We start from the raw sequence: 18,110 nt of genomic DNA, 5'->3' as shown, positions 1-18,110 counted from the left end.
AGTTTATATGGGTTATTTTATATTTAGACTAGAAAGTGAAACTTGCGTCTCACTTTCTAAGCTTACATAAGTAGTTATACTTGAACAATCGATAAAAATCAATTATTCACCTTTATTTTTTTTAATAATTTCTTCAGAAACAGACTTCGGTACTTCTTCATAATGATCAAATGTCATTGAGAATGTTCCGCGTCCTTGAGTGTTAGAACGTAATGCCGTTGCATAACCGAACATTTCAGAAAGTGGAACCATAGCGCGAACAACTTGAGCGTTACCGCGAGCTTCCATACCTTCTACACGTCCACGACGAGATGTTACGTCGCCCATAATGTCACCCATGTACTCTTCAGGAATTACAACTTCAACTTTCATCATTGGCTCAAGAATTACTGGGCTACATTTAGAAACCGCAGCTTTAAGCGCCATAGATGCAGCGATTTTGAACGCCATCTCAGATGAATCGACATCATGGTAAGATCCGTCAACTAACGCAGCTTTGATGTCAACTAGTGGATAACCAGCTAGTACACCATTTTTAAGTGAGTCTTCAAGACCCGCTCCAACAGCTGGGATGTATTCACGTGGAACTACACCGCCGACGATTTTGTTTTGGAATTCAAAACCTTTACCTTCTTCATTAGGTTCAAACTCAATCCAAACGTGACCGAATTGTCCACGACCACCAGATTGACGAGCGAACTTACCTTCAACTTTCGCAGCAGCGCGGAAAGTCTCACGGTATGCTACCTGAGGAGCACCAACGTTTGCTTCCACTTTGAATTCACGGCGCATACGGTCAACGATGATATCAAGGTGAAGTTCACCCATACCAGCGATGATTGTTTGGCCAGTTTCTTGGTCAGTGTGAGCACGGAATGTTGGATCTTCTTCAGAAAGCTTAGATAATGCTGTACCCATTTTATCTTGGTCAGCTTTAGATTTTGGTTCGATAGCTACAGAGATAACTGGTTCTGGGAATTCCATAGACTCAAGGATAACAAGGCTCTTCTCGTCACAAAGAGTATCACCAGTAGTAGTATCTTTTAAACCTACAGCAGCAGCGATATCACCAGCGTAAACTGTTGAAATCTCTTCACGGCTGTTAGCGTGCATTTGTAGGATACGACCTACACGCTCACGCTTACCTTTAGTTGAGTTTTTCACGTATGATCCAGAGTTTAACACACCAGAGTACACACGGAAGAACGTTAACTTACCAACATAAGGATCAGTCATGATTTTGAATGCTAAAGCTGCGAATGGTTCTTCATCGCTAGACTTACGCTCGATAGCTTCATCTGTATCCGGAAGAGTACCTTTAATAGCAGGTACATCTAATGGAGATGGTAGGTAGTCGATAACTGCGTCTAACAGAATTTGAACACCTTTATTTTTGAATGCAGAACCACAGATTACTGGGAAGAATTCTACAGAAGTTGTAGCCTTACGGATACCAGCTTTAAGCTCTTCTACAGTGATTTCTTCACCTTCTAGGTACTTCATCATCATTTCTTCATCAAGCTCAGCTACCGCTTCAATAAGTTTTCCACGGTATTCTTCAGCTAATTCTTTATGCTCTTCAGGAATTTCGACACGCTCGATGTCTGTTCCTAAATCGTTAGCGTACATGTAAGCACACTCTTCAACAAGGTCAATGATACCATTGAACTCATCTTCAGCACCGATTGGTAACTGAATTGGATGTGCATTTGCTTGTAAACGATCGTGGATTGTTCCTACAGAGTATAAGAAATCTGCACCAATCTTATCCATTTTGTTAACGAATACGATACGAGGTACACCATAAGTAGTAGCCTGACGCCAAACAGTTTCTGTTTGTGGTTCTACACCAGATTGTGCATCAAGTACTGCTACTGCGCCATCAAGTACGCGTAAAGAACGTTCTACTTCTACTGTGAAATCTACGTGTCCTGGAGTGTCAATGATATTTACACGGTGACCTTTCCATTGTGCTGTAGTTGCAGCAGAAGTAATTGTGATACCACGTTCTTGCTCTTGCTCCATCCAGTCCATCTGAGATGCACCTTCATGAGTTTCACCGATTTTATGAATACGTCCTGTGTAATACAGAATACGCTCAGTTGCTGTTGTTTTACCAGCATCGATGTGAGCCATGATACCAATATTACGAGTGTTTTCTAAAGAGAACTCTCTAGTCATTTGGTGTCTTGCTCCTTCCATATATGGATTGGATTATTTTATTTTAAGTAGCAAAAAAGCCACTTTATATTGTTACATATGCCAGTGTCCAGTACCCTCATTATGTAAAACGAGCGCCCAACGAAAGGGAGAGGCATTCTCCCTCTCCACACTTCCATAAGCGACAAATAAAGCGGTTTATGCTTACATTTATTTTACGTTGAATCCTACCAACGGTAATGAGCAAATGCTTTGTTAGCTTCTGCCATTTTATGAGTGTCTTCACGTTTCTTAACAGATGCACCAGCGTTGTTAGCTGCATCTAAGATTTCGTAAGCTAGACGCTCTTCCATAGTTTTTTCACCACGAAGACGAGCATAGTTTACTAACCAGCGAAGACCTAAAGTTGTACGGCGTTCTGGACGAACCTCAACTGGAACTTGGTAGTTAGCACCACCAACACGACGAGCGCGTACTTCAAGAACAGGCATGATGTTCTTAAGAGCTTGCTCGAATACTTCCATTGGTTCTTTATCTGAACGTTCACGAACGATATCGAAAGCGTTATAAAGAATTGTTTGAGATTTACCTTTTTTACCGTCAACCATCATTTTGTTGATTAGGCGTGTTACAAGTTTAGAATTGTACATTGGATCTGGTAACACGTCACGTTTCGCAACAGGTCCTTTACGAGGCATATTGAGTTCCTCCTTTCATTATAAGTTTATTATTTTTTAGCAGGTTTTGGTCGCTTAGTACCATATTTAGAACGTCCTTGCATACGTTTGTCAACACCAGCTGTATCAAGCGCACCACGAACGATGTGGTAACGTACCCCTGGTAAATCCTTTACTCGACCACCGCGAATTAATACTACGCTATGCTCTTGTAGGTTATGACCGATACCTGGGATGTAAGCTGTAACTTCAATACCGTTTGTTAAACGTACACGAGCGTATTTACGTAACGCTGAGTTCGGTTTCTTCGGAGTCATTGTACCAACACGAGTACACACACCACGTTTTTGAGGTGCAGAGATATCAGTTGATTTTTTCTTTAAAGAATTAAAACCTTTGTTTAACGCAGGTGATTTAGACTTCCATACTTTATCAGTACGACCATTTCTCACTAATTGGTTAATAGTAGGCATTTGATTATCCTCCCTTCGCATGTTTGTATGACCACATATCCAGGTGGTTCATTATTAGTTGAAAACAAAGTTTTTGCAAGGAAGAGCAAATGCTCTCTCCTCACAAAAACAGTTTTAACTTATTATTCCTATTGCTGAAGCTCCCACTTGAATCCCCGAAACTTTTCCAAGCTTACGAACTGATTCAACTTTGGTTATGGGTATGTTATGTTGCAAGGCAGTACGAATGATAACATGGGTTAACCGCACATCAGCATCTTCCGCAATAACAACTTCTTTAACTATACCATTTTTGATTGCTTCCAATGTTCGTTTATGACCAACGACTACATTTTCAGCATTTGACACTTTTTGATAAGACATTTAAATATCCTCCAAAGCATCATTCAGGAGCAACCTTGATTATAGTAACATTTTGTCTCATACAATGTCAACTAGGATCAGCTGTTTTTATACAAAATTTACGACGGAAAATTTTACTGTTCCACATAAACTTCATCGTTTTCTACATTCATGTTATCTTGTGTTGTTTTTACAAGATCCACTTTGCGATAACGATTCATACCTGTTCCAGCAGGAACAAGCTTACCGATAATAACATTCTCTTTCAATCCTAGAAGCTCATCGCGTTTACCCTTAATTGCTGCATCTGTTAGAACACGAGTTGTTTCTTGGAATGACGCCGCAGATAAGAACGAATCTGTCTCAAGTGAAGCTTTTGTAATACCAAGTAGAACTGGTCTAGCCGTTGCTGGTTGTTTACCTTTCAGTAACACCTTCGCATTCGCATCAGTAAACTGATGGATATCTAGTAATGTTCCTGGTAATACATCTGTTTCACCCGCATCACTTACACGAACTTTACGTAGCATTTGACGTACCATTACTTCTACGTGTTTGTCACCAATTTCTACCCCTTGCATACGGTATACTTTTTGAACTTCACGTAATAAGTATTCTTGAACTGCTGTAATGTCCGTTACTTTTAGTAATTCCTTCGGATCAATAGAACCTTCTGTTAACTCTTTACCGTGGCTAATTGGCTGTCCTAGAGTTACTTTCAGACGAGCACCGTAAGGAATAGCATACGTACGAGCTTCAACTTCACCCTGTACAACTACTTCTTGGCGATCTTTAACATCGTTGATCGCTGCGATAACACCGTCAATTTCACTGATAACTGCCTGACCCTTCGGATTACGAGCTTCGAAGATCTCTTGGATACGAGGTAAACCTTGTGTGATATCATCCCCGGCAACCCCACCTGTATGGAACGTACGCATCGTTAACTGTGTACCTGGCTCACCGATAGATTGAGCTGCGATAATACCTACCGCTTCTCCTACTTCTACGTCTGTACCAGTTGCTAAGTTACGACCGTAACACTTCTTACACACACCATGGCGAGTATTACACGTAAACGCTGAACGAATGTTTACAGTTTCAACACCCGACTTTTCAACGATATGAGCAATATCTTCAGTAATTAATTGATTTTCAACAACTAATACTTCACCTGTTTCAGGATGTTTTACAGTTTTTCTTGCAAAACGTCCAACAAGACGATCATATAGTGACTCAATAACTTCATTACCCTCTTTAATCGCACCAATTAGTAAACCGCGATCTGTTCCACAATCATCTTGACGAACAATTACATCTTGTGCAACGTCTACAAGACGACGTGTTAAGTAACCAGAATCGGCAGTTTTAAGTGCTGTATCGGCAAGACCTTTACGCGCACCATGCGTAGAGATGAAGTACTCAAGTACTGTTAAACCTTCACGGAAACTCGATTTGATCGGAAGCTCAATGATACGACCAGATGGATTGGCCATCAGACCACGCATACCAGCAAGCTGAGTAAAGTTCGATGCGTTACCACGGGCACCGGAATCACTCATCATGAAGATTGGGTTGCGTTTATTCAAGGATTTCATCAGCTTTCCTTGAATAACATCTTTTGCATTACTCCAAATAGAGATAACGCGATCATAACGTTCTTCTTCCGTGATTAAACCGCGACGGAATTGTTTAATTACATTATCTACTTTTGCTTGTGCTTCATGGAGAATTTCATCTTTTTCACCTAATACAAGAATATCTGATACCCCAACTGTAATACCAGCTTTTGTAGAGTATTTAAATCCTAAGTTTTTCATACGGTCAAGCATGCGAGACGTTTCTGTAATTTGGAAACGTTTGAATACTTCCGCAATAATATTACCAAGGATTTTCTTGCTAAATGGTGCCACTTCTTCGCGACTAGCAATAATTTCTTTAATGTTCGCACCTTTTTCAACGAAATATTCCGCTGGTGTTTCTTTTTCAAGGTTTGAGTTTGTTGGTTCATTAATATAAGGGAACGACTCTGGTAAGATTTCGTTAAATATTAATTTACCAACTGTTGTTAATAGAAGCTTACTCTTTTGCTCTTCAGTAAACGTTACATTATTTACCGAACTCGCAGCAACTGCAACACGTGTGTGCAGATGTACATATCCATTTTGGTATGCAAGTATTGCTTCGTTTGCATCTTTGAAGACCATACCTTCACCGATTGCACCCTCGCGCTCAAGTGTTAAGTAATAGTTACCTAATACCATATCCTGAGATGGAGTAACAACTGGTTTTCCGTCTTTTGGATTCAAGATGTTTTGTGCCGCTAACATAAGGATACGAGCTTCTGCTTGTGCCTCTGATGATAACGGAACGTGAACCGCCATTTGGTCACCGTCAAAGTCCGCGTTGTATGCAGTACATACAAGTGGGTGAAGACGGATTGCACGACCTTCTACTAGTGTAGGTTCAAACGCCTGGATACCAAGACGGTGAAGTGTTGGTGCGCGGTTTAGAAGTACTGGATGCTCTTTGATCACAGATTCTAAAACGTCCCAAACTTCAGGGTGTACACGCTCGATTTTACGTTTAGCACTCTTAATGTTGTGTGCTAATCCTTTTCCAACTAACTCTTTCATAACGAAAGGTTTAAACAATTCAAGTGCCATTTCTTTCGGCAATCCACATTGGTACATCTTTAAGTTCGGTCCTACAACGATTACAGAACGGCCAGAGTAGTCAACACGTTTACCTAATAAGTTTTGACGGAAACGTCCTTGTTTACCTTTAAGCATGTGAGATAGTGATTTTAATGGACGGTTACCTGGTCCAGTAACTGGACGGCCACGGCGACCATTATCGATTAATGCGTCTACAGCTTCTTGTAACATACGTTTTTCGTTTTGAACGATAATGCTTGGTGCACCTAAGTCCAATAGACGTTTTAAACGGTTGTTACGGTTAATTACACGACGATATAAGTCGTTTAAGTCAGAAGTAGCAAAACGTCCACCATCTAACTGTACCATTGGGCGTAGTTCTGGTGGGATAACTGGAAGAACCTCTAAGATCATCCAAGATGGGTGATTTCCAGAGTTACGGAATGCTTCTAATACTTCTAGACGTTTAATAGCACGAGTACGGCGTTGTCCTTGTGCTGTTTTTAATTCTTCTTTTAAGAAGTCTACTTCTTTATCTAAATCGATGTCTTGCAGTAATTTTTTAATCGCTTCTGCACCCATAGCAGCATGGAATGTACTGCCATATCGATCACGATATGCACGGTATTCTTTTTCAGAAAGTAATTGCTTCTTATCAAGTGGTGTATCTCCACTTTCTGTTACAACATAAGAAGCGAAATAAATTACTTCTTCAAGCGCGCGAGGGGACATGTCTAAGACAAGTCCCATGCGGCTCGGGATACCTTTGAAATACCAAATATGAGATACAGGAGCAGCTAATTCGATATGACCCATACGTTCACGACGAACTTTTGCACGCGTTACTTCAACGCCACATCGATCACAAACTACACCTTTATAACGTACACGTTTATATTTCCCGCAATGACATTCCCAGTCCTTTTGTGGTCCGAAAATACGCTCACAGAACAAGCCATCTTTTTCAGGCTTTAACGTACGATAGTTAATTGTTTCTGGTTTCTTAACTTCACCGTATGACCAAGAACGAATCTTGTCAGGTGAAGCAAGTCCAATCTTCATATATTCAAAGTTATTTACATCTATCAAGGGGCCTACCTCCCTTTTAGTCTACAGGTTATCCCAATTATTCCTTAGTTGTCTCAACTTCAACATTCAATTTATCTGCTGATTGATGATCATCATCATCTTCCGTATCACGCATTTCAATTTCTGTATCGTTGATAGACATCATTTTAACGTCCATACCTAAACTTTGCAGTTCTTTAATCAATACTTTGAATGATTCAGGAACGCCTGGTTCTGGAACATTTTCACCTTTAACAATTGCTTCATACGTCTTAACACGTCCAATAACATCATCAGACTTCACTGTTAAGATTTCTTGAAGAGTATAAGCAGCACCATAAGCTTCAAGTGCCCAAACCTCCATCTCACCGAAACGCTGTCCACCGAACTGAGCTTTACCTCCAAGAGGTTGCTGCGTTACAAGTGAGTATGGTCCAGTAGAACGAGCATGAAGTTTATCGTCAACCATGTGCGCAAGTTTGATCATATACATGACACCAACAGATACACGGTTATCGAATGGCTCACCAGTACGTCCGTCATACAGGATTGTTTTCGCGTCATTTGCCATACCAGCTTCTTCAATTGTGCCCCATACATCTTCCTCACGAGCACCATCGAATACCGGTGTTGCAATGTGAATACCAAGGTATCTTGCTGCCATACCAAGATGAAGCTCTAATACCTGACCGATATTCATACGAGATGGTACCCCTAATGGGTTTAACATGATATCGATTGGCGTACCATCTGGTAAGTAAGGCATATCTTCTTCCGGTAAAATACGGGAGATAACACCTTTGTTACCATGACGACCGGCCATTTTGTCACCTTCAGAAATTTTACGCTTTTGAACGATATATGCACGTACAAGTTGATTCACGCCTGGTGGCAATTCATCGCCATCTTCACGGTTAAACACTTTTACGTCTAAGATAATACCGCCACCACCGTGTGGTACACGTAGTGATGTATCACGTACTTCACGTGCTTTTTCACCGAAGATTGCATGTAATAGACGTTCTTCTGCCGTTAATTCTGTTACACCTTTTGGCGTTACTTTACCAACAAGTAGATCTCCATCTTTTACTTCAGCACCGACGCGAATAATACCGCGCTCGTCAAGATTACGAAGTGCATCTTCTCCAACATTCGGGATATCACGTGTAATTTCTTCTGGTCCAAGCTTCGTATCACGAGCTTCTGATTCATATTCTTCAATATGGATAGAAGTGTACACATCATCTTTTACAAGGCGCTCACTCATGATGATCGCATCCTCATAGTTATAACCGTCCCATGTCATAAAGCCAACAAGCACGTTACGTCCAAGCGCCAGTTCACCTAGTTCCATAGAAGGACCATCCGCAAGGATTTCACCTTTTACAACTTGGTCTCCAACACTTACGATTGGACGTTGGTTGTAGCAAGTTCCTTGGTTAGAACGAATGAATTTTTGCATTTTGTAGCGATCTAAGTCACCTTTTACTGTTTGACCGTCAACGTCTACATAGCGACGTACCCAAACTTCACGTGCTTCTACGCGCTCAACAACACCAGGCTGTTTACAGATTACTGCAGCACCTGAGTCTTTTGCTGATACGTACTCCATACCTGTACCTACAATCGGAGATTCCGGATTTATTAACGGAACCGCCTGACGTTGCATATTCGCTCCCATAAGTGCGCGGTTAGAGTCATCGTTTTCTAAGAACGGAATACAAGCTGTCGCTGCCGACACTACTTGTTTTGGAGATACATCCATGTAGTCGATGCGTTCTTTATTTGTGACAATGTTTTCACCACGGAAACGAGCTACGATATCTTCATCAAGGAATTCCCCTACTTCAGATAATTTCATATTCGCTTGGGCTACAACATAGTTATCTTCTTCATCTGCTGTTAAATAATCAACCTGCCCTGTTACAAGACCAGTTTCTGGGTCAACACGACGGTATGGCGTTTCAATGAAACCAAACTCATTTACTTTCGCAAACGAAGATAATGAGTTAATCAAACCGATGTTTGGTCCCTCTGGCGTTTCAATTGGACACATACGACCATAGTGAGAGTAGTGAACGTCACGTACTTCAAAGCCTGCGCGCTCACGCGTTAAACCACCGGGTCCTAATGCAGATAGTCTTCGTTTGTGAGTTAACTCTGCTAATGGGTTTGTTTGATCCATGAACTGAGATAACTGAGAACTTCCGAAGAACTCTTTAATAGATGCAATAACCGGGCGAATGTTAATTAACGCTTGTGGTGTAATTGCATTTGTATCTTGAATCGACATTCTCTCACGAACAACACGTTCCATACGAGAAAGACCGATACGGAATTGGTTTTGTAGTAACTCTCCTACAGAACGCAGACGACGATTTCCTAAGTGGTCAATATCATCTGTATCCCCTACTTTATATAGCAAGTTAAAGAAGTAGCTAATAGAAGCAAGAATATCACCTGGTGTGATGTGTTTTATATCACGAGTAATATTTGCATTCCCAATTACGTTTATAGATCGTTCGCCTTCTGATTCTGGAGCATAAATCTTAATAGATTGCAGCTCAACATCGCCTGCTACCACTCCACCCATTGGTTTCGCTGTTTTGAATCCAATGTTTTTCTCTAAGTAAGGTAGAATGCGATCCAGTGTACGACGATCTAAGACTGTTCCTTCTGCCGCTAAAATTTCACCAGTTTCTGGATCCACCAGTGTTTCAGCTAAACGTTGGTTAAACAATCTGTTTTTAATGTGTAGCTTTTTGTTGATCTTATAGCGACCTACATTTGCTAAATCGTAGCGCTTCGGATCAAAGAAACGAGACACAAGTAAGCTCTTTGCATTTTCTACTGTTGGTGGTTCACCAGGGCGTAGACGCTCATAAATTTCAAGCAATGCTTTCTCTGTGCTATCTGTGTTGTCTTTTTCTAACGTATTGCTTAAGTATTCGTTATCACCTAAAAGCTCGGTGATTTCTTGATCAGAGCCAAACCCTAATGCGCGTAACAAAACAGTTACAGGAAGTTTACGCGTACGGTCAATACGCACATATACAACATCCTTAGCATCTGTTTCATACTCTAACCAAGCTCCGCGGTTTGGAATTACAGTAGCAGTAAAACCACGTTTTCCGTTTTTATCCACTTTGCCACTATAGTATACGCTTGGAGAGCGAACTAACTGGGAAACGATAACACGTTCTGCACCGTTAATTACGAATGTTCCAGTCTCTGTCATGAGTGGGAAATCTCCCATGAACACATCTTGTTCTTTTACTTCACCAGTTTCCTTGTTGATTAGACGCACTTTTACACGAAGTGGTGCTGCATACGTCACATCACGCTCTTTGCATTCTTCTACAGAGTATTTAGGTTCACCCAAGCTGTAGTCGATAAATTCAAGCGATAGATTTCCCGTAAAGTCTTCGATCGGAGAAATGTCTTGGAACATTTCTCGCAAACCCTCATCAAGAAACCACTGATAAGAAGAGGTTTGAATTTCGATAAGATTTGGTAACTCTAATACTTCACTAATACGGGCATAACTTCTTCGTTGGCGGTGGCGTCCGTATTGAACTAGTTGACCTGTCAACTGCTTCACCCCTCAAATCATGAGTATTATAAATGCACAAAAAAAATTGTGCAAAATCACAAATAAATACAACTACTGCTATTAGCGTAGTTTTTTTCTCTTAAAGATAGATACGTTGAGTCTTTCTACCTGCTCAAAAAAGAAAAATGGCTTCTATAAGAAAACCATCATTCTGTTTCATAATCTGCTGATTTTACTATCTTTTCCAAGAGAAGCAAAAATATACATCTTTCTCAACGCAGAAAATCATATATTGGCATTGTATAATGTTAACATAGCCAAAAATAACCGTCAACGCTTTTTTGATTTTATGATATAATATCCTTTTTTCTTTTCTACAACTTCAACTTCAGAAAATACTTCTTCTAGTTTTTTCATCGCAGATGGCGCACCTTGTTTCTTTTGAATAACAATCCACAATTCTCCACCTGAAACTAAATACTCCACAGCCTTTTCTAAAATCTCATGCACGATATCTTTACCAGCACGAATTGGAGGATTAGATAGAATAACAGCATACTTGCCACCTACATTTTCATAGACACTACTTTGCAAAATACGTATATTTTCAATTCTGTTATTAGCGGCATTTTCTTTTGCAAGTCCCAAGGCCCTTTCATTCACATCCACCATGTGAATTTCACGATTTTGAAACTCTTTCGCTAACGACAAACCGATTGGACCGTACCCACATCCTACGTCTAACACATTACCTTTAACATCTGGCATTTGAAACGCTTCAATTAAAAGACGAGAACCAAAGTCCACTTCGTTTTTCGAGAACACCCCATGGTCAGATAAAAAAGTAAATCGAGATTCACGAAGTGTAACTTCCCATCGTTTACGATCACTTTTACTAGAAGGGTCGTTAGAAAAATAATGGTCTGCCATATGGCCACCTCTTTTCTTTACAGTTAAAAAAAAAGCTCGCATAAGAGCGAGCTTTTTTTAAAGCACCAAAAGTTAATTACTTAACTTCTACAGCAGCGCCAACTTCTTCAAGTTTAGCTTTCATTTCTTCAGCTTCCTCTTTAGTAACGCCTTCTTTGATTGCTTTTGGAGTGTTGTCAACTAATTCTTTAGCTTCTTTTAAGCCAAGACCAGTGATTTCACGTACAGCTTTGATAACTTTGATTTTTTGAGCGCCAGCACTTGCAAGTACTACGTCAAATTCAGTTTGCTCAGCAGCAGCTTCACCAGCGCCACCAGCTACAGCTACAGGAGCAGCAGCAGTTACGCCGAATTCTTCCTCGATAGCTTTTACTAAGTCGTTAAGTTCTAATACAGTCATAGATTTAACTGCTTCAATGATTTGTTCTTTAGTCATTGTAAATATCCTCCCTTAAATAGGTTTGTATTGTTTTATAGATAACAAGTAATTATCTTTTAAAAAATTAAGCGCCTTGCTCTTCCTTTTGATCTGCAACTGCTTTAGTAGCAAGTGCAAGGTTACGGATTGGAGCTTGAAGAACGCTAAGAAGCATAGAAAGTAAGCCTTCACGTGACGGAAGAGTAGCGATAGCTTTAACCTCATCAAGTGTTACAAGTTTACCTTCGATTACGCCCGCTTTAATTTCTAAAGCTTCATGATTTTTAGCGAAGTCGTTTAATACTTTCGCAGGAGCAACTACATCCTCGTTACTGAACGCGATTGCGTTTGGTCCTGTTAAGAATTCGTTTAACTCAGCCATTTCAGCAGACTCTGCAGCACGACGAGTTAAAGAGTTTTTGTAAACTTTGAACTCAACGCCAGCTTCACGTAAGTTTTTACGTAATTCTGTTGCTTCAGAAACTGTTAAACCACGGTAGTCAACAACAATTGTAGATTTACTCGCGCGAAGTTTTTCAGCGATTTCAGTTACAACTTGTTGTTTAGTTTCGATTACTTTGCTCATGTTATTACACCTCCTGTAGATTATATAGAAGATGTACCGAAAGTGCACTAAAAACCTCCATGCCCAACTTGTAGACATGGAGGCATATAGTCACAGAAAAAAGATTCCGCTTCGTATATTAACACCTAGGTAGGAAATTAAGTCGAATCGACTCCTACTGTCTACGGTACACTATTAAAATTCACAACATAAATGATTATATTAAAACTTCTTTATGAAGTCAACTTCCAATTTTTACGCAAGTGTAGAAACGTCTACGCGTACGCCAGGTCCCATTGTAGAAGCAACAGTTGCGTTCTTCATGTAAGTACCTTTTGCAGCAGCTGGCTTAGCTTTTTGTAGCGTGTCAGCAATTGTTTTGAAGTTTTCTACTAATTTAGCATCTTCGAAAGATACTTTACCGATTGGAACGTGGATGTTACCAGCTTTATCAACGCGGTATTCAACTTTACCAGCTTTGATTTCGTTAACAGCTTTAGTTACATCGAAAGTAACTGTTCCAGTTTTAGGGTTTGGCATTAAACCTTTAGGTCCTAATACACGACCAAGTTTACCAACTTCACCCATCATGTCAGGAGTTGCTACTACTACATCGAAATCAAACCAACCTTTTTGGATTTTACCGATGTAATCAGCATCGCCTACGAATTCAGCGCCAGCAGCTTCAGCTTCTTTTGCTTTTTCGCCTTTAGCGAATACTAATACACGTTGTACTTTACCAGTACCGTGTGGAAGAACAACTGCACCACGAATTTGTTGGTCAGCTTTCTTAGGGTCAACACCTAAACGGAATGCAGCTTCTACAGTTGCATCAAATTTAGCTGTGTTTGTTTTCTTTACTAATTCTACTGCTTCTGTTGCAGAGTAAGCAGATGCACGATCAACAAGCTTCGCAGCTTCAACGTACTTTTTACCTCTTTTAGCCATGTTTGTTTCCTCCTTGAATGTGGTTTTAGCGGAATAACCTCCCACGTTTACGCCTTCATTCCGGGAACCCCCGAGGATGTGCGCCCATCCATTTATTTAAAAATGATGATCATTTACGATAATAAAGGTTGCGAATTGGAATTCCAGACCCGCAACCTTTTTTACAAAAAACAAATCGAATTAGTCTTCGATAACGATGCCCATACTGCGCGCAGTACCTTCAACCATACGCATTGCAGCTTCTACGCTAGCAGCGTTTAGGTCAGGCATTTTAGTTTCAGCGATTTCGCGTACTTTATCACGCTTAACAGTTGCCACTTTATTACGGTTTGGTTCACCAGAACCAGACTCAATACCAGCTACTTTCTTAAGAAGAACAGCAGCAGGAGGAGTTTTAGTAATGAAAGTGAATGAACGGTCCTCAAATACCGTAATTTCAACAGGGATGATAAGACCAGCTTGATCAGCTGTACGAGCGTTAAACTCTTTACAGAAGCCCATGATGTTAACACCTGCTTGTCCTAATGCTGGACCAACCGGCGGAGCTGGATTAGCTTTACCTGCAGGAATCTGAAGTTTTACCATTTTAATTACCTTTTTAGCCACGAGACACACCTCCTTAAGTCCGTGATGTGGTCAATTGGGCAGTGATTTGCCCTCCCACTTCATATTTTATCATAATGATAAAATCTTTTTCAAAAAACGTCTCCGTTACCGAAGACGTACTGACTTAAAAGATATTATCACTTTTTACAATTCATTTCAAGTTTCATTTTATAATTTTTCAATTTGATGGAAATCAAGTTCAACCGGAGTCTCGCGACCGAACATGTCTACAAGCACGCTAACTTTTTTCTTTTCCACATCAATTTCTTCAATCGCACCTGTATAATCCGCGAATGGCCCCTCGTTTACACGCACTGTTTCATGAAGTTCAAATTCGAAATCAACCACTTCATTGTCCATTCCCATATGCTTCATGATGGTAACAACTTCCTCTTCTAATAGAGGCGATGGTTTAGATCCTGAACCAGAAGAACCGACAAAGCCTGTTACACCTGGCGTATTACGAACAACATACCAAGAATCATCAGTCATGATTAGTTCTACTAATACGTAACCTGGGAACACTTTTCTTTTCGTTATTTTTTCTTTACCATTTTTCATTTCTACTTCTACTTCTTCCGGGACAACAACACGGAAAATTTTATCTTGCATACCCATTGATTCTACACGTTTCTCTAGGTTTGCTTTTACTTTATTTTCATATCCAGAATAAGTATGGACAACATACCAACTTTTTTCCATTCATTTAGGACGAGCGTCCTTCCCTCCCTGACGTACATTTTTTTGCGCAAATGAAAAAACCCGTTCACCGGGCTTTTACACAGTTCTTATAAATAACATTATATCATGGATAAGTGCTTCTTATTCAAGAATTAACCAAGAATTAACCGAATTAAAGAAGAAATGCCCATATCAACCACTGCGAAGAAAATCGCAAAGAACACAACTGTCGCGATAACAGTCGTTGTTGATCGGAGTAATTCATCTTTTTTAGGCCAACTTACTTTTTTCATTTCGCGACCTACATCGCCGAAAAAGTTCGTTAAACGCATCTACGGGACCTCCAGTTTATTATTTCAATTATTTATTTTGTTTCTTTGTGAACTGTATGCTTATTGCATGTTTTACAAAACTTCTTTATCTCAAGTCGCTCTACTGAGCTCGTATCTTTCATCGTAGAGTAGTTTCGATTTTTACACTCTTCACATGAGAGTACAACTTTTTTCCTCATTAGTTACACCAACCTTGTAACATTGTCCCTAAAAATGTATCATACAACAAAAGACAATGTCAATGTCATGACTTTCACTCTCTTAACAAAAAGAAAACAGGTGAATTATTTTACACCTGCGGCACTTGCTATGAATTTAAAGTTGTGCTCTCTCTCATCTCCATATATCTTTCTAATTTCCTTTTTACACGCTGCAATGCGTTATCAATAGATTTCACGTGCCTGTTTAACTGTTCTGAAATTTCTTGATAGGAACGACCATCTAAGTATAAAGAGAGCACTTTTCTTTCTAAATCGCTTAATAATTCAGATATTTTAGATTCTATGTCTGTATATTCTTCCTGACTTATAATCATCTCTTCTGGATCAGTTACTTTCGATTCCGAAATAACATCTAATAATGTTCGATCAGATTCCTCATCGTAAATTGGCTTATCTAAAGACACATACGAATTTAACGGAATATGTTTTTGCCTTGTTGCTGTTTTAATAGCGGTAATAATTTGTCGAGTGATACACAGTTCAGCAAATGCTTTGAACGAAGACAGCTTGTCCCCTTTATAATCACGAATAGCTTTAAACAATCCAATCATGCCTTCTTGAACAATATCTTCTCGATCGGCACCCACTAAGAAATAAGATCTTGATTTCGCGCGAACAAAGTTCTTATATTTGTGAATTAAATATTCTAGAGCGTCAGTATTACCTTTTCGAACTAACTCAACGATTGCCTCATCCTCTAAATCACGAAATGTAACGTCGCCTACACTTACGAAGCCTGCTTCCACCCTGATCCCTCCGACCGCTATATATTTAGCAATATTATACAGTAAAAAGATAAAGAGCGTCAATGCTTCAACGCTCTCCTCTTCTTAATTTTTCTAATTTTTCTGTAATATCTTCACTAAATATCTTTCGCATGGCGGGTTGCTTTTCTTTCGTGTCTTTTGTACACCTTCTTACTTGTTGTTCCATCGCTTGCACTTCTAACTCTAATTCACGCGCAGATTTTCGAAGTGCACCTTGCGCAAATATAATCCATTGCTCCGTATAATCCGAAGTTGCAACGTATATTTGTGTATTTATATTTCTAAGCTCAATCGCAAGTTGTTCTATCTTTTCATCTGCAGTTTGATTTTTTCTCGTGAATATTACTTCCACCCGTGATTGTTTCATCTTTTTTTCAATACCATAGACTGTATAGGCATCAAAGACAATCATTACCTTTGTGCCTGTATAGCCTTGATAATCCGCCATCTTATCAATAAGTGCGTCTCTTGATGACTGTAAATCTACATCCCGCAGTTTCTTCAAGTCTCCCCAAGCCCCGATAATGTTGTAACCGTCAACGATTAAAATATCGTTCATTTTTTATTTACCAATTTCGTGACGTTTACGATATACCTCATACATTAACAAACTTGCGGCTACTGAAGCATTTAAGGATGTAACTTTACCGACCATCGGTAAAGTAATTAGGAAATCACACTTTTCACCAATAATACGACTCATACCTTTTCCTTCACTACCAATTACTAGTCCGATTGGCATATTACCATCTAAATTACGGTAATCTGTTTTCCCTTTGGCATCTGTACCAGCAATCCAAAGTCCACGTTCTTTTAATTCATCAATTGTACGCGATAAATTTGTTACACGTGCAACAGGAATATATTCAATTGCCCCAGTCGACGCTTTCGCAACTGACGCTGTAAGCCCCACCGCTCTTCTTTTTGGAATAATAACCCCATGAGCCCCTGTTGCATCCGCAGTACGCATAATAGAGCCTAAGTTATGTGGGTCTTCAATTTCATCTAAAATTAAGAAGAACGGATCTTCATTGCGTTTTTCTGCTAATTTAAACAAATCCTCTAACTCAGCATATTGATATGCAGCTACTTGAGCAATTACACCTTGATGATTACCCTCAACCAATTGATCTAATTTCTTCTTTGGTGCGTGTTGCAAAATAACCTTATTCTCTTTTGCTAATGCTAGTACAATTTGCACTTGTCCTTTGGCAGCACCTTCCGCTACCAAAATTTTATTAATATCTCGCCCCGCTCTTAAAGCTTCAATTACAGGGTTACGTCCGATAATATATTCACTACTCATGATGATGTGCTCCCTTCCTTTTCTTCCAAAACGTCAATCGCCTTATATACAATCTCGTCCAATCTTTCACGATTATTCAACAAGTGATGATAACCGATCAGCGCTTCAAAGGCTGTACTGTGTCGATATGTTTGTACATCTGTATTTTTTGGAACAGTACCCGAATTCGCATTACGCCCTCTTCTTAATACCGCCTCTTCCTCTTCTGTCAAAAATGCCGTTTCTAATAAATGATAAACAACTTTCGCCTGTGCTTTTGCCGAAACAAAGCCCGTCCCTAAGCGATGTAATTGATTAGGGCGAACTGTCCCCTTTTGAAGGAGGTGATAGCGGATATATTGCTCATATACCGCATCACCCATATATGCTAAAGCTAAGCTGTTTAATTGCTTTGCATCAATCATTC

General features: G+C 39.8%; 18 protein-coding genes and 1 other annotated feature. All 18 genes read right to left on the bottom strand.

Going from position 1 to position 18,110, the window contains the following annotated elements; all coding sequences use genetic code 11:
• Positions 1–102: 102 nt before the first annotated feature.
• Positions 103–2,181, bottom strand: coding sequence for an elongation factor G (gene fusA / locus CQ058_RS25325; RefSeq protein ID WP_002113318.1), 2,079 nt, complete (start codon positions 2,179–2,181; stop codon positions 103–105).
• 206 nt (positions 2,182–2,387) lie between these two features.
• On the bottom strand, positions 2,388–2,858 hold the full coding sequence (gene rpsG / locus CQ058_RS25320) for a 30S ribosomal protein S7 (protein ID WP_001137492.1): 471 nt from the start codon (positions 2,856–2,858) through the stop codon (positions 2,388–2,390).
• A 29-nt stretch (positions 2,859–2,887) separates the two neighbouring features.
• On the bottom strand, positions 2,888–3,310 hold the full coding sequence (gene rpsL, locus CQ058_RS25315) for a 30S ribosomal protein S12 (protein ID WP_001142341.1): 423 nt from the start codon (positions 3,308–3,310) through the stop codon (positions 2,888–2,890).
• Positions 3,311–3,424: 114 nt separating this feature from the next.
• On the bottom strand, positions 3,425–3,673 hold the full coding sequence (locus CQ058_RS25310; protein WP_000121833.1) for a 50S ribosomal protein L7ae-like protein: 249 nt from the start codon (positions 3,671–3,673) through the stop codon (positions 3,425–3,427).
• Between the two features lie 113 nt (positions 3,674–3,786).
• Positions 3,787–7,398: a DNA-directed RNA polymerase subunit beta' gene (gene rpoC, locus CQ058_RS25305; RefSeq protein ID WP_002009783.1), complete on the bottom strand. Its 3,612-nt coding sequence runs from the start codon at positions 7,396–7,398 to the stop codon at positions 3,787–3,789.
• 37 nt (positions 7,399–7,435) lie between these two features.
• A complete protein-coding gene (gene rpoB, locus CQ058_RS25300; RefSeq protein WP_002113316.1) occupies positions 7,436–10,969 on the bottom strand; it encodes a DNA-directed RNA polymerase subunit beta in 3,534 nt (1,177 codons plus the stop codon).
• Between the two features lie 291 nt (positions 10,970–11,260).
• Positions 11,261–11,860: a class I SAM-dependent methyltransferase gene (locus CQ058_RS25295; protein WP_105590036.1), complete on the bottom strand. Its 600-nt coding sequence runs from the start codon at positions 11,858–11,860 to the stop codon at positions 11,261–11,263.
• Positions 11,861–11,936: 76 nt separating this feature from the next.
• The gene (gene rplL / locus CQ058_RS25290) at positions 11,937–12,296 is read right to left on the bottom strand and encodes a 50S ribosomal protein L7/L12 (RefSeq protein WP_002009788.1); all 360 of its coding nucleotides are present in this window, start codon (positions 12,294–12,296) and stop codon (positions 11,937–11,939) included.
• Between the two features lie 67 nt (positions 12,297–12,363).
• The gene (gene rplJ / locus CQ058_RS25285; RefSeq protein ID WP_002009790.1) at positions 12,364–12,864 is read right to left on the bottom strand and encodes a 50S ribosomal protein L10; all 501 of its coding nucleotides are present in this window, start codon (positions 12,862–12,864) and stop codon (positions 12,364–12,366) included.
• A 39-nt stretch (positions 12,865–12,903) separates the two neighbouring features.
• Positions 12,904–13,049: a sequence feature (ribosomal protein L10 leader region), on the bottom strand.
• A gap of 49 nt (positions 13,050–13,098) precedes the next feature.
• On the bottom strand, positions 13,099–13,791 hold the full coding sequence (rplA, locus tag CQ058_RS25280) for a 50S ribosomal protein L1 (protein WP_002009792.1): 693 nt from the start codon (positions 13,789–13,791) through the stop codon (positions 13,099–13,101).
• A gap of 180 nt (positions 13,792–13,971) precedes the next feature.
• Positions 13,972–14,397, bottom strand: coding sequence for a 50S ribosomal protein L11 (gene rplK, locus CQ058_RS25275; RefSeq protein ID WP_001085872.1), 426 nt, complete (start codon positions 14,395–14,397; stop codon positions 13,972–13,974).
• Positions 14,398–14,565: 168 nt separating this feature from the next.
• Complete coding sequence (nusG, locus tag CQ058_RS25270) at positions 14,566–15,099, bottom strand: transcription termination/antitermination protein NusG (RefSeq protein WP_002009795.1); 534 nt, start codon at positions 15,097–15,099, stop codon at positions 14,566–14,568.
• A 131-nt stretch (positions 15,100–15,230) separates the two neighbouring features.
• Entirely contained in the window at positions 15,231–15,410 is a 180-nt protein-coding gene (gene secE, locus CQ058_RS25265; protein ID WP_002009797.1) for a preprotein translocase subunit SecE, read from the bottom strand.
• A gap of 32 nt (positions 15,411–15,442) precedes the next feature.
• Positions 15,443–15,589 (bottom strand): 50S ribosomal protein L33, encoded by a 147-nt coding sequence (gene rpmG, locus CQ058_RS25260; protein ID WP_012260172.1) that lies wholly within the window; start codon positions 15,587–15,589, stop codon positions 15,443–15,445.
• A gap of 128 nt (positions 15,590–15,717) precedes the next feature.
• Positions 15,718–16,377 carry an RNA polymerase factor sigma-70 gene (locus CQ058_RS25255; protein ID WP_002009799.1) on the bottom strand — a complete coding sequence of 220 codons (660 nt, stop codon included), beginning with the start codon at positions 16,375–16,377 and terminating at the stop codon, positions 15,718–15,720.
• A 67-nt stretch (positions 16,378–16,444) separates the two neighbouring features.
• On the bottom strand, positions 16,445–16,957 hold the full coding sequence (locus CQ058_RS25250; protein ID WP_002009801.1) for an NYN domain-containing protein: 513 nt from the start codon (positions 16,955–16,957) through the stop codon (positions 16,445–16,447).
• Positions 16,958–16,960: 3 nt separating this feature from the next.
• A complete protein-coding gene (rlmB, locus tag CQ058_RS25245) occupies positions 16,961–17,704 on the bottom strand; it encodes a 23S rRNA (guanosine(2251)-2'-O)-methyltransferase RlmB (RefSeq protein WP_002091503.1) in 744 nt (247 codons plus the stop codon).
• A complete protein-coding gene (locus CQ058_RS25240) occupies positions 17,701–18,108 on the bottom strand; it encodes a Mini-ribonuclease 3 (protein WP_002009804.1) in 408 nt (135 codons plus the stop codon). The genes rlmB and CQ058_RS25240 overlap by 4 nt, the downstream gene beginning before the upstream one ends.
• Positions 18,109–18,110: the final 2 nt, after the last annotated feature.

This window comes from Bacillus sp. MYb56, assembly GCF_002976445.1.
Lineage (GTDB): Bacteria > Bacillota > Bacilli > Bacillales > Bacillaceae_G > Bacillus_A > Bacillus_A mycoides.
Note: the sequence above shows the minus strand (reverse complement) of the source record. Positions and strands in the feature narration are given on the sequence as shown.

Bases quoted from the DNA above. Each gene is read 5' to 3' on its own strand.
- CQ058_RS25240 (WP_002009804.1), bottom strand. From the start codon at position 18,108: ATGATTGATGCAAAGCAATTAAACAGCTTAGCTTTAGCATATATGGGT.
- rplA (WP_002009792.1), bottom strand. From the start codon at position 13,791: ATGGCTAAAAGAGGTAAAAAGTACGTTGAAGCTGCGAAGCTTGTTGAT.
- rpsG (WP_001137492.1), bottom strand. From the start codon at position 2,858: ATGCCTCGTAAAGGACCTGTTGCGAAACGTGACGTGTTACCAGATCCA.
- nusG (WP_002009795.1), bottom strand. From the start codon at position 15,099: ATGGAAAAAAGTTGGTATGTTGTCCATACTTATTCTGGATATGAAAAT.
- fusA (WP_002113318.1), bottom strand. From the start codon at position 2,181: ATGACTAGAGAGTTCTCTTTAGAAAACACTCGTAATATTGGTATCATG.
- rlmB (WP_002091503.1), bottom strand. From the start codon at position 17,704: ATGAGTAGTGAATATATTATCGGACGTAACCCTGTAATTGAAGCTTTA.
- rpsL (WP_001142341.1), bottom strand. From the start codon at position 3,310: ATGCCTACTATTAACCAATTAGTGAGAAATGGTCGTACTGATAAAGTA.
- rplL (WP_002009788.1), bottom strand. From the start codon at position 12,296: ATGACTAAAGAACAAATCATTGAAGCAGTTAAATCTATGACTGTATTA.
- CQ058_RS25310 (WP_000121833.1), bottom strand. From the start codon at position 3,673: ATGTCTTATCAAAAAGTGTCAAATGCTGAAAATGTAGTCGTTGGTCAT.
- CQ058_RS25250 (WP_002009801.1), bottom strand. From the start codon at position 16,957: ATGAACGATATTTTAATCGTTGACGGTTACAACATTATCGGGGCTTGG.
- rpmG (WP_012260172.1), bottom strand. From the start codon at position 15,589: ATGAGGAAAAAAGTTGTACTCTCATGTGAAGAGTGTAAAAATCGAAAC.
- CQ058_RS25295 (WP_105590036.1), bottom strand. From the start codon at position 11,860: ATGGCAGACCATTATTTTTCTAACGACCCTTCTAGTAAAAGTGATCGT.
- rplJ (WP_002009790.1), bottom strand. From the start codon at position 12,864: ATGAGCAAAGTAATCGAAACTAAACAACAAGTTGTAACTGAAATCGCT.
- secE (WP_002009797.1), bottom strand. From the start codon at position 15,410: ATGCGTTTAACGAACTTTTTCGGCGATGTAGGTCGCGAAATGAAAAAA.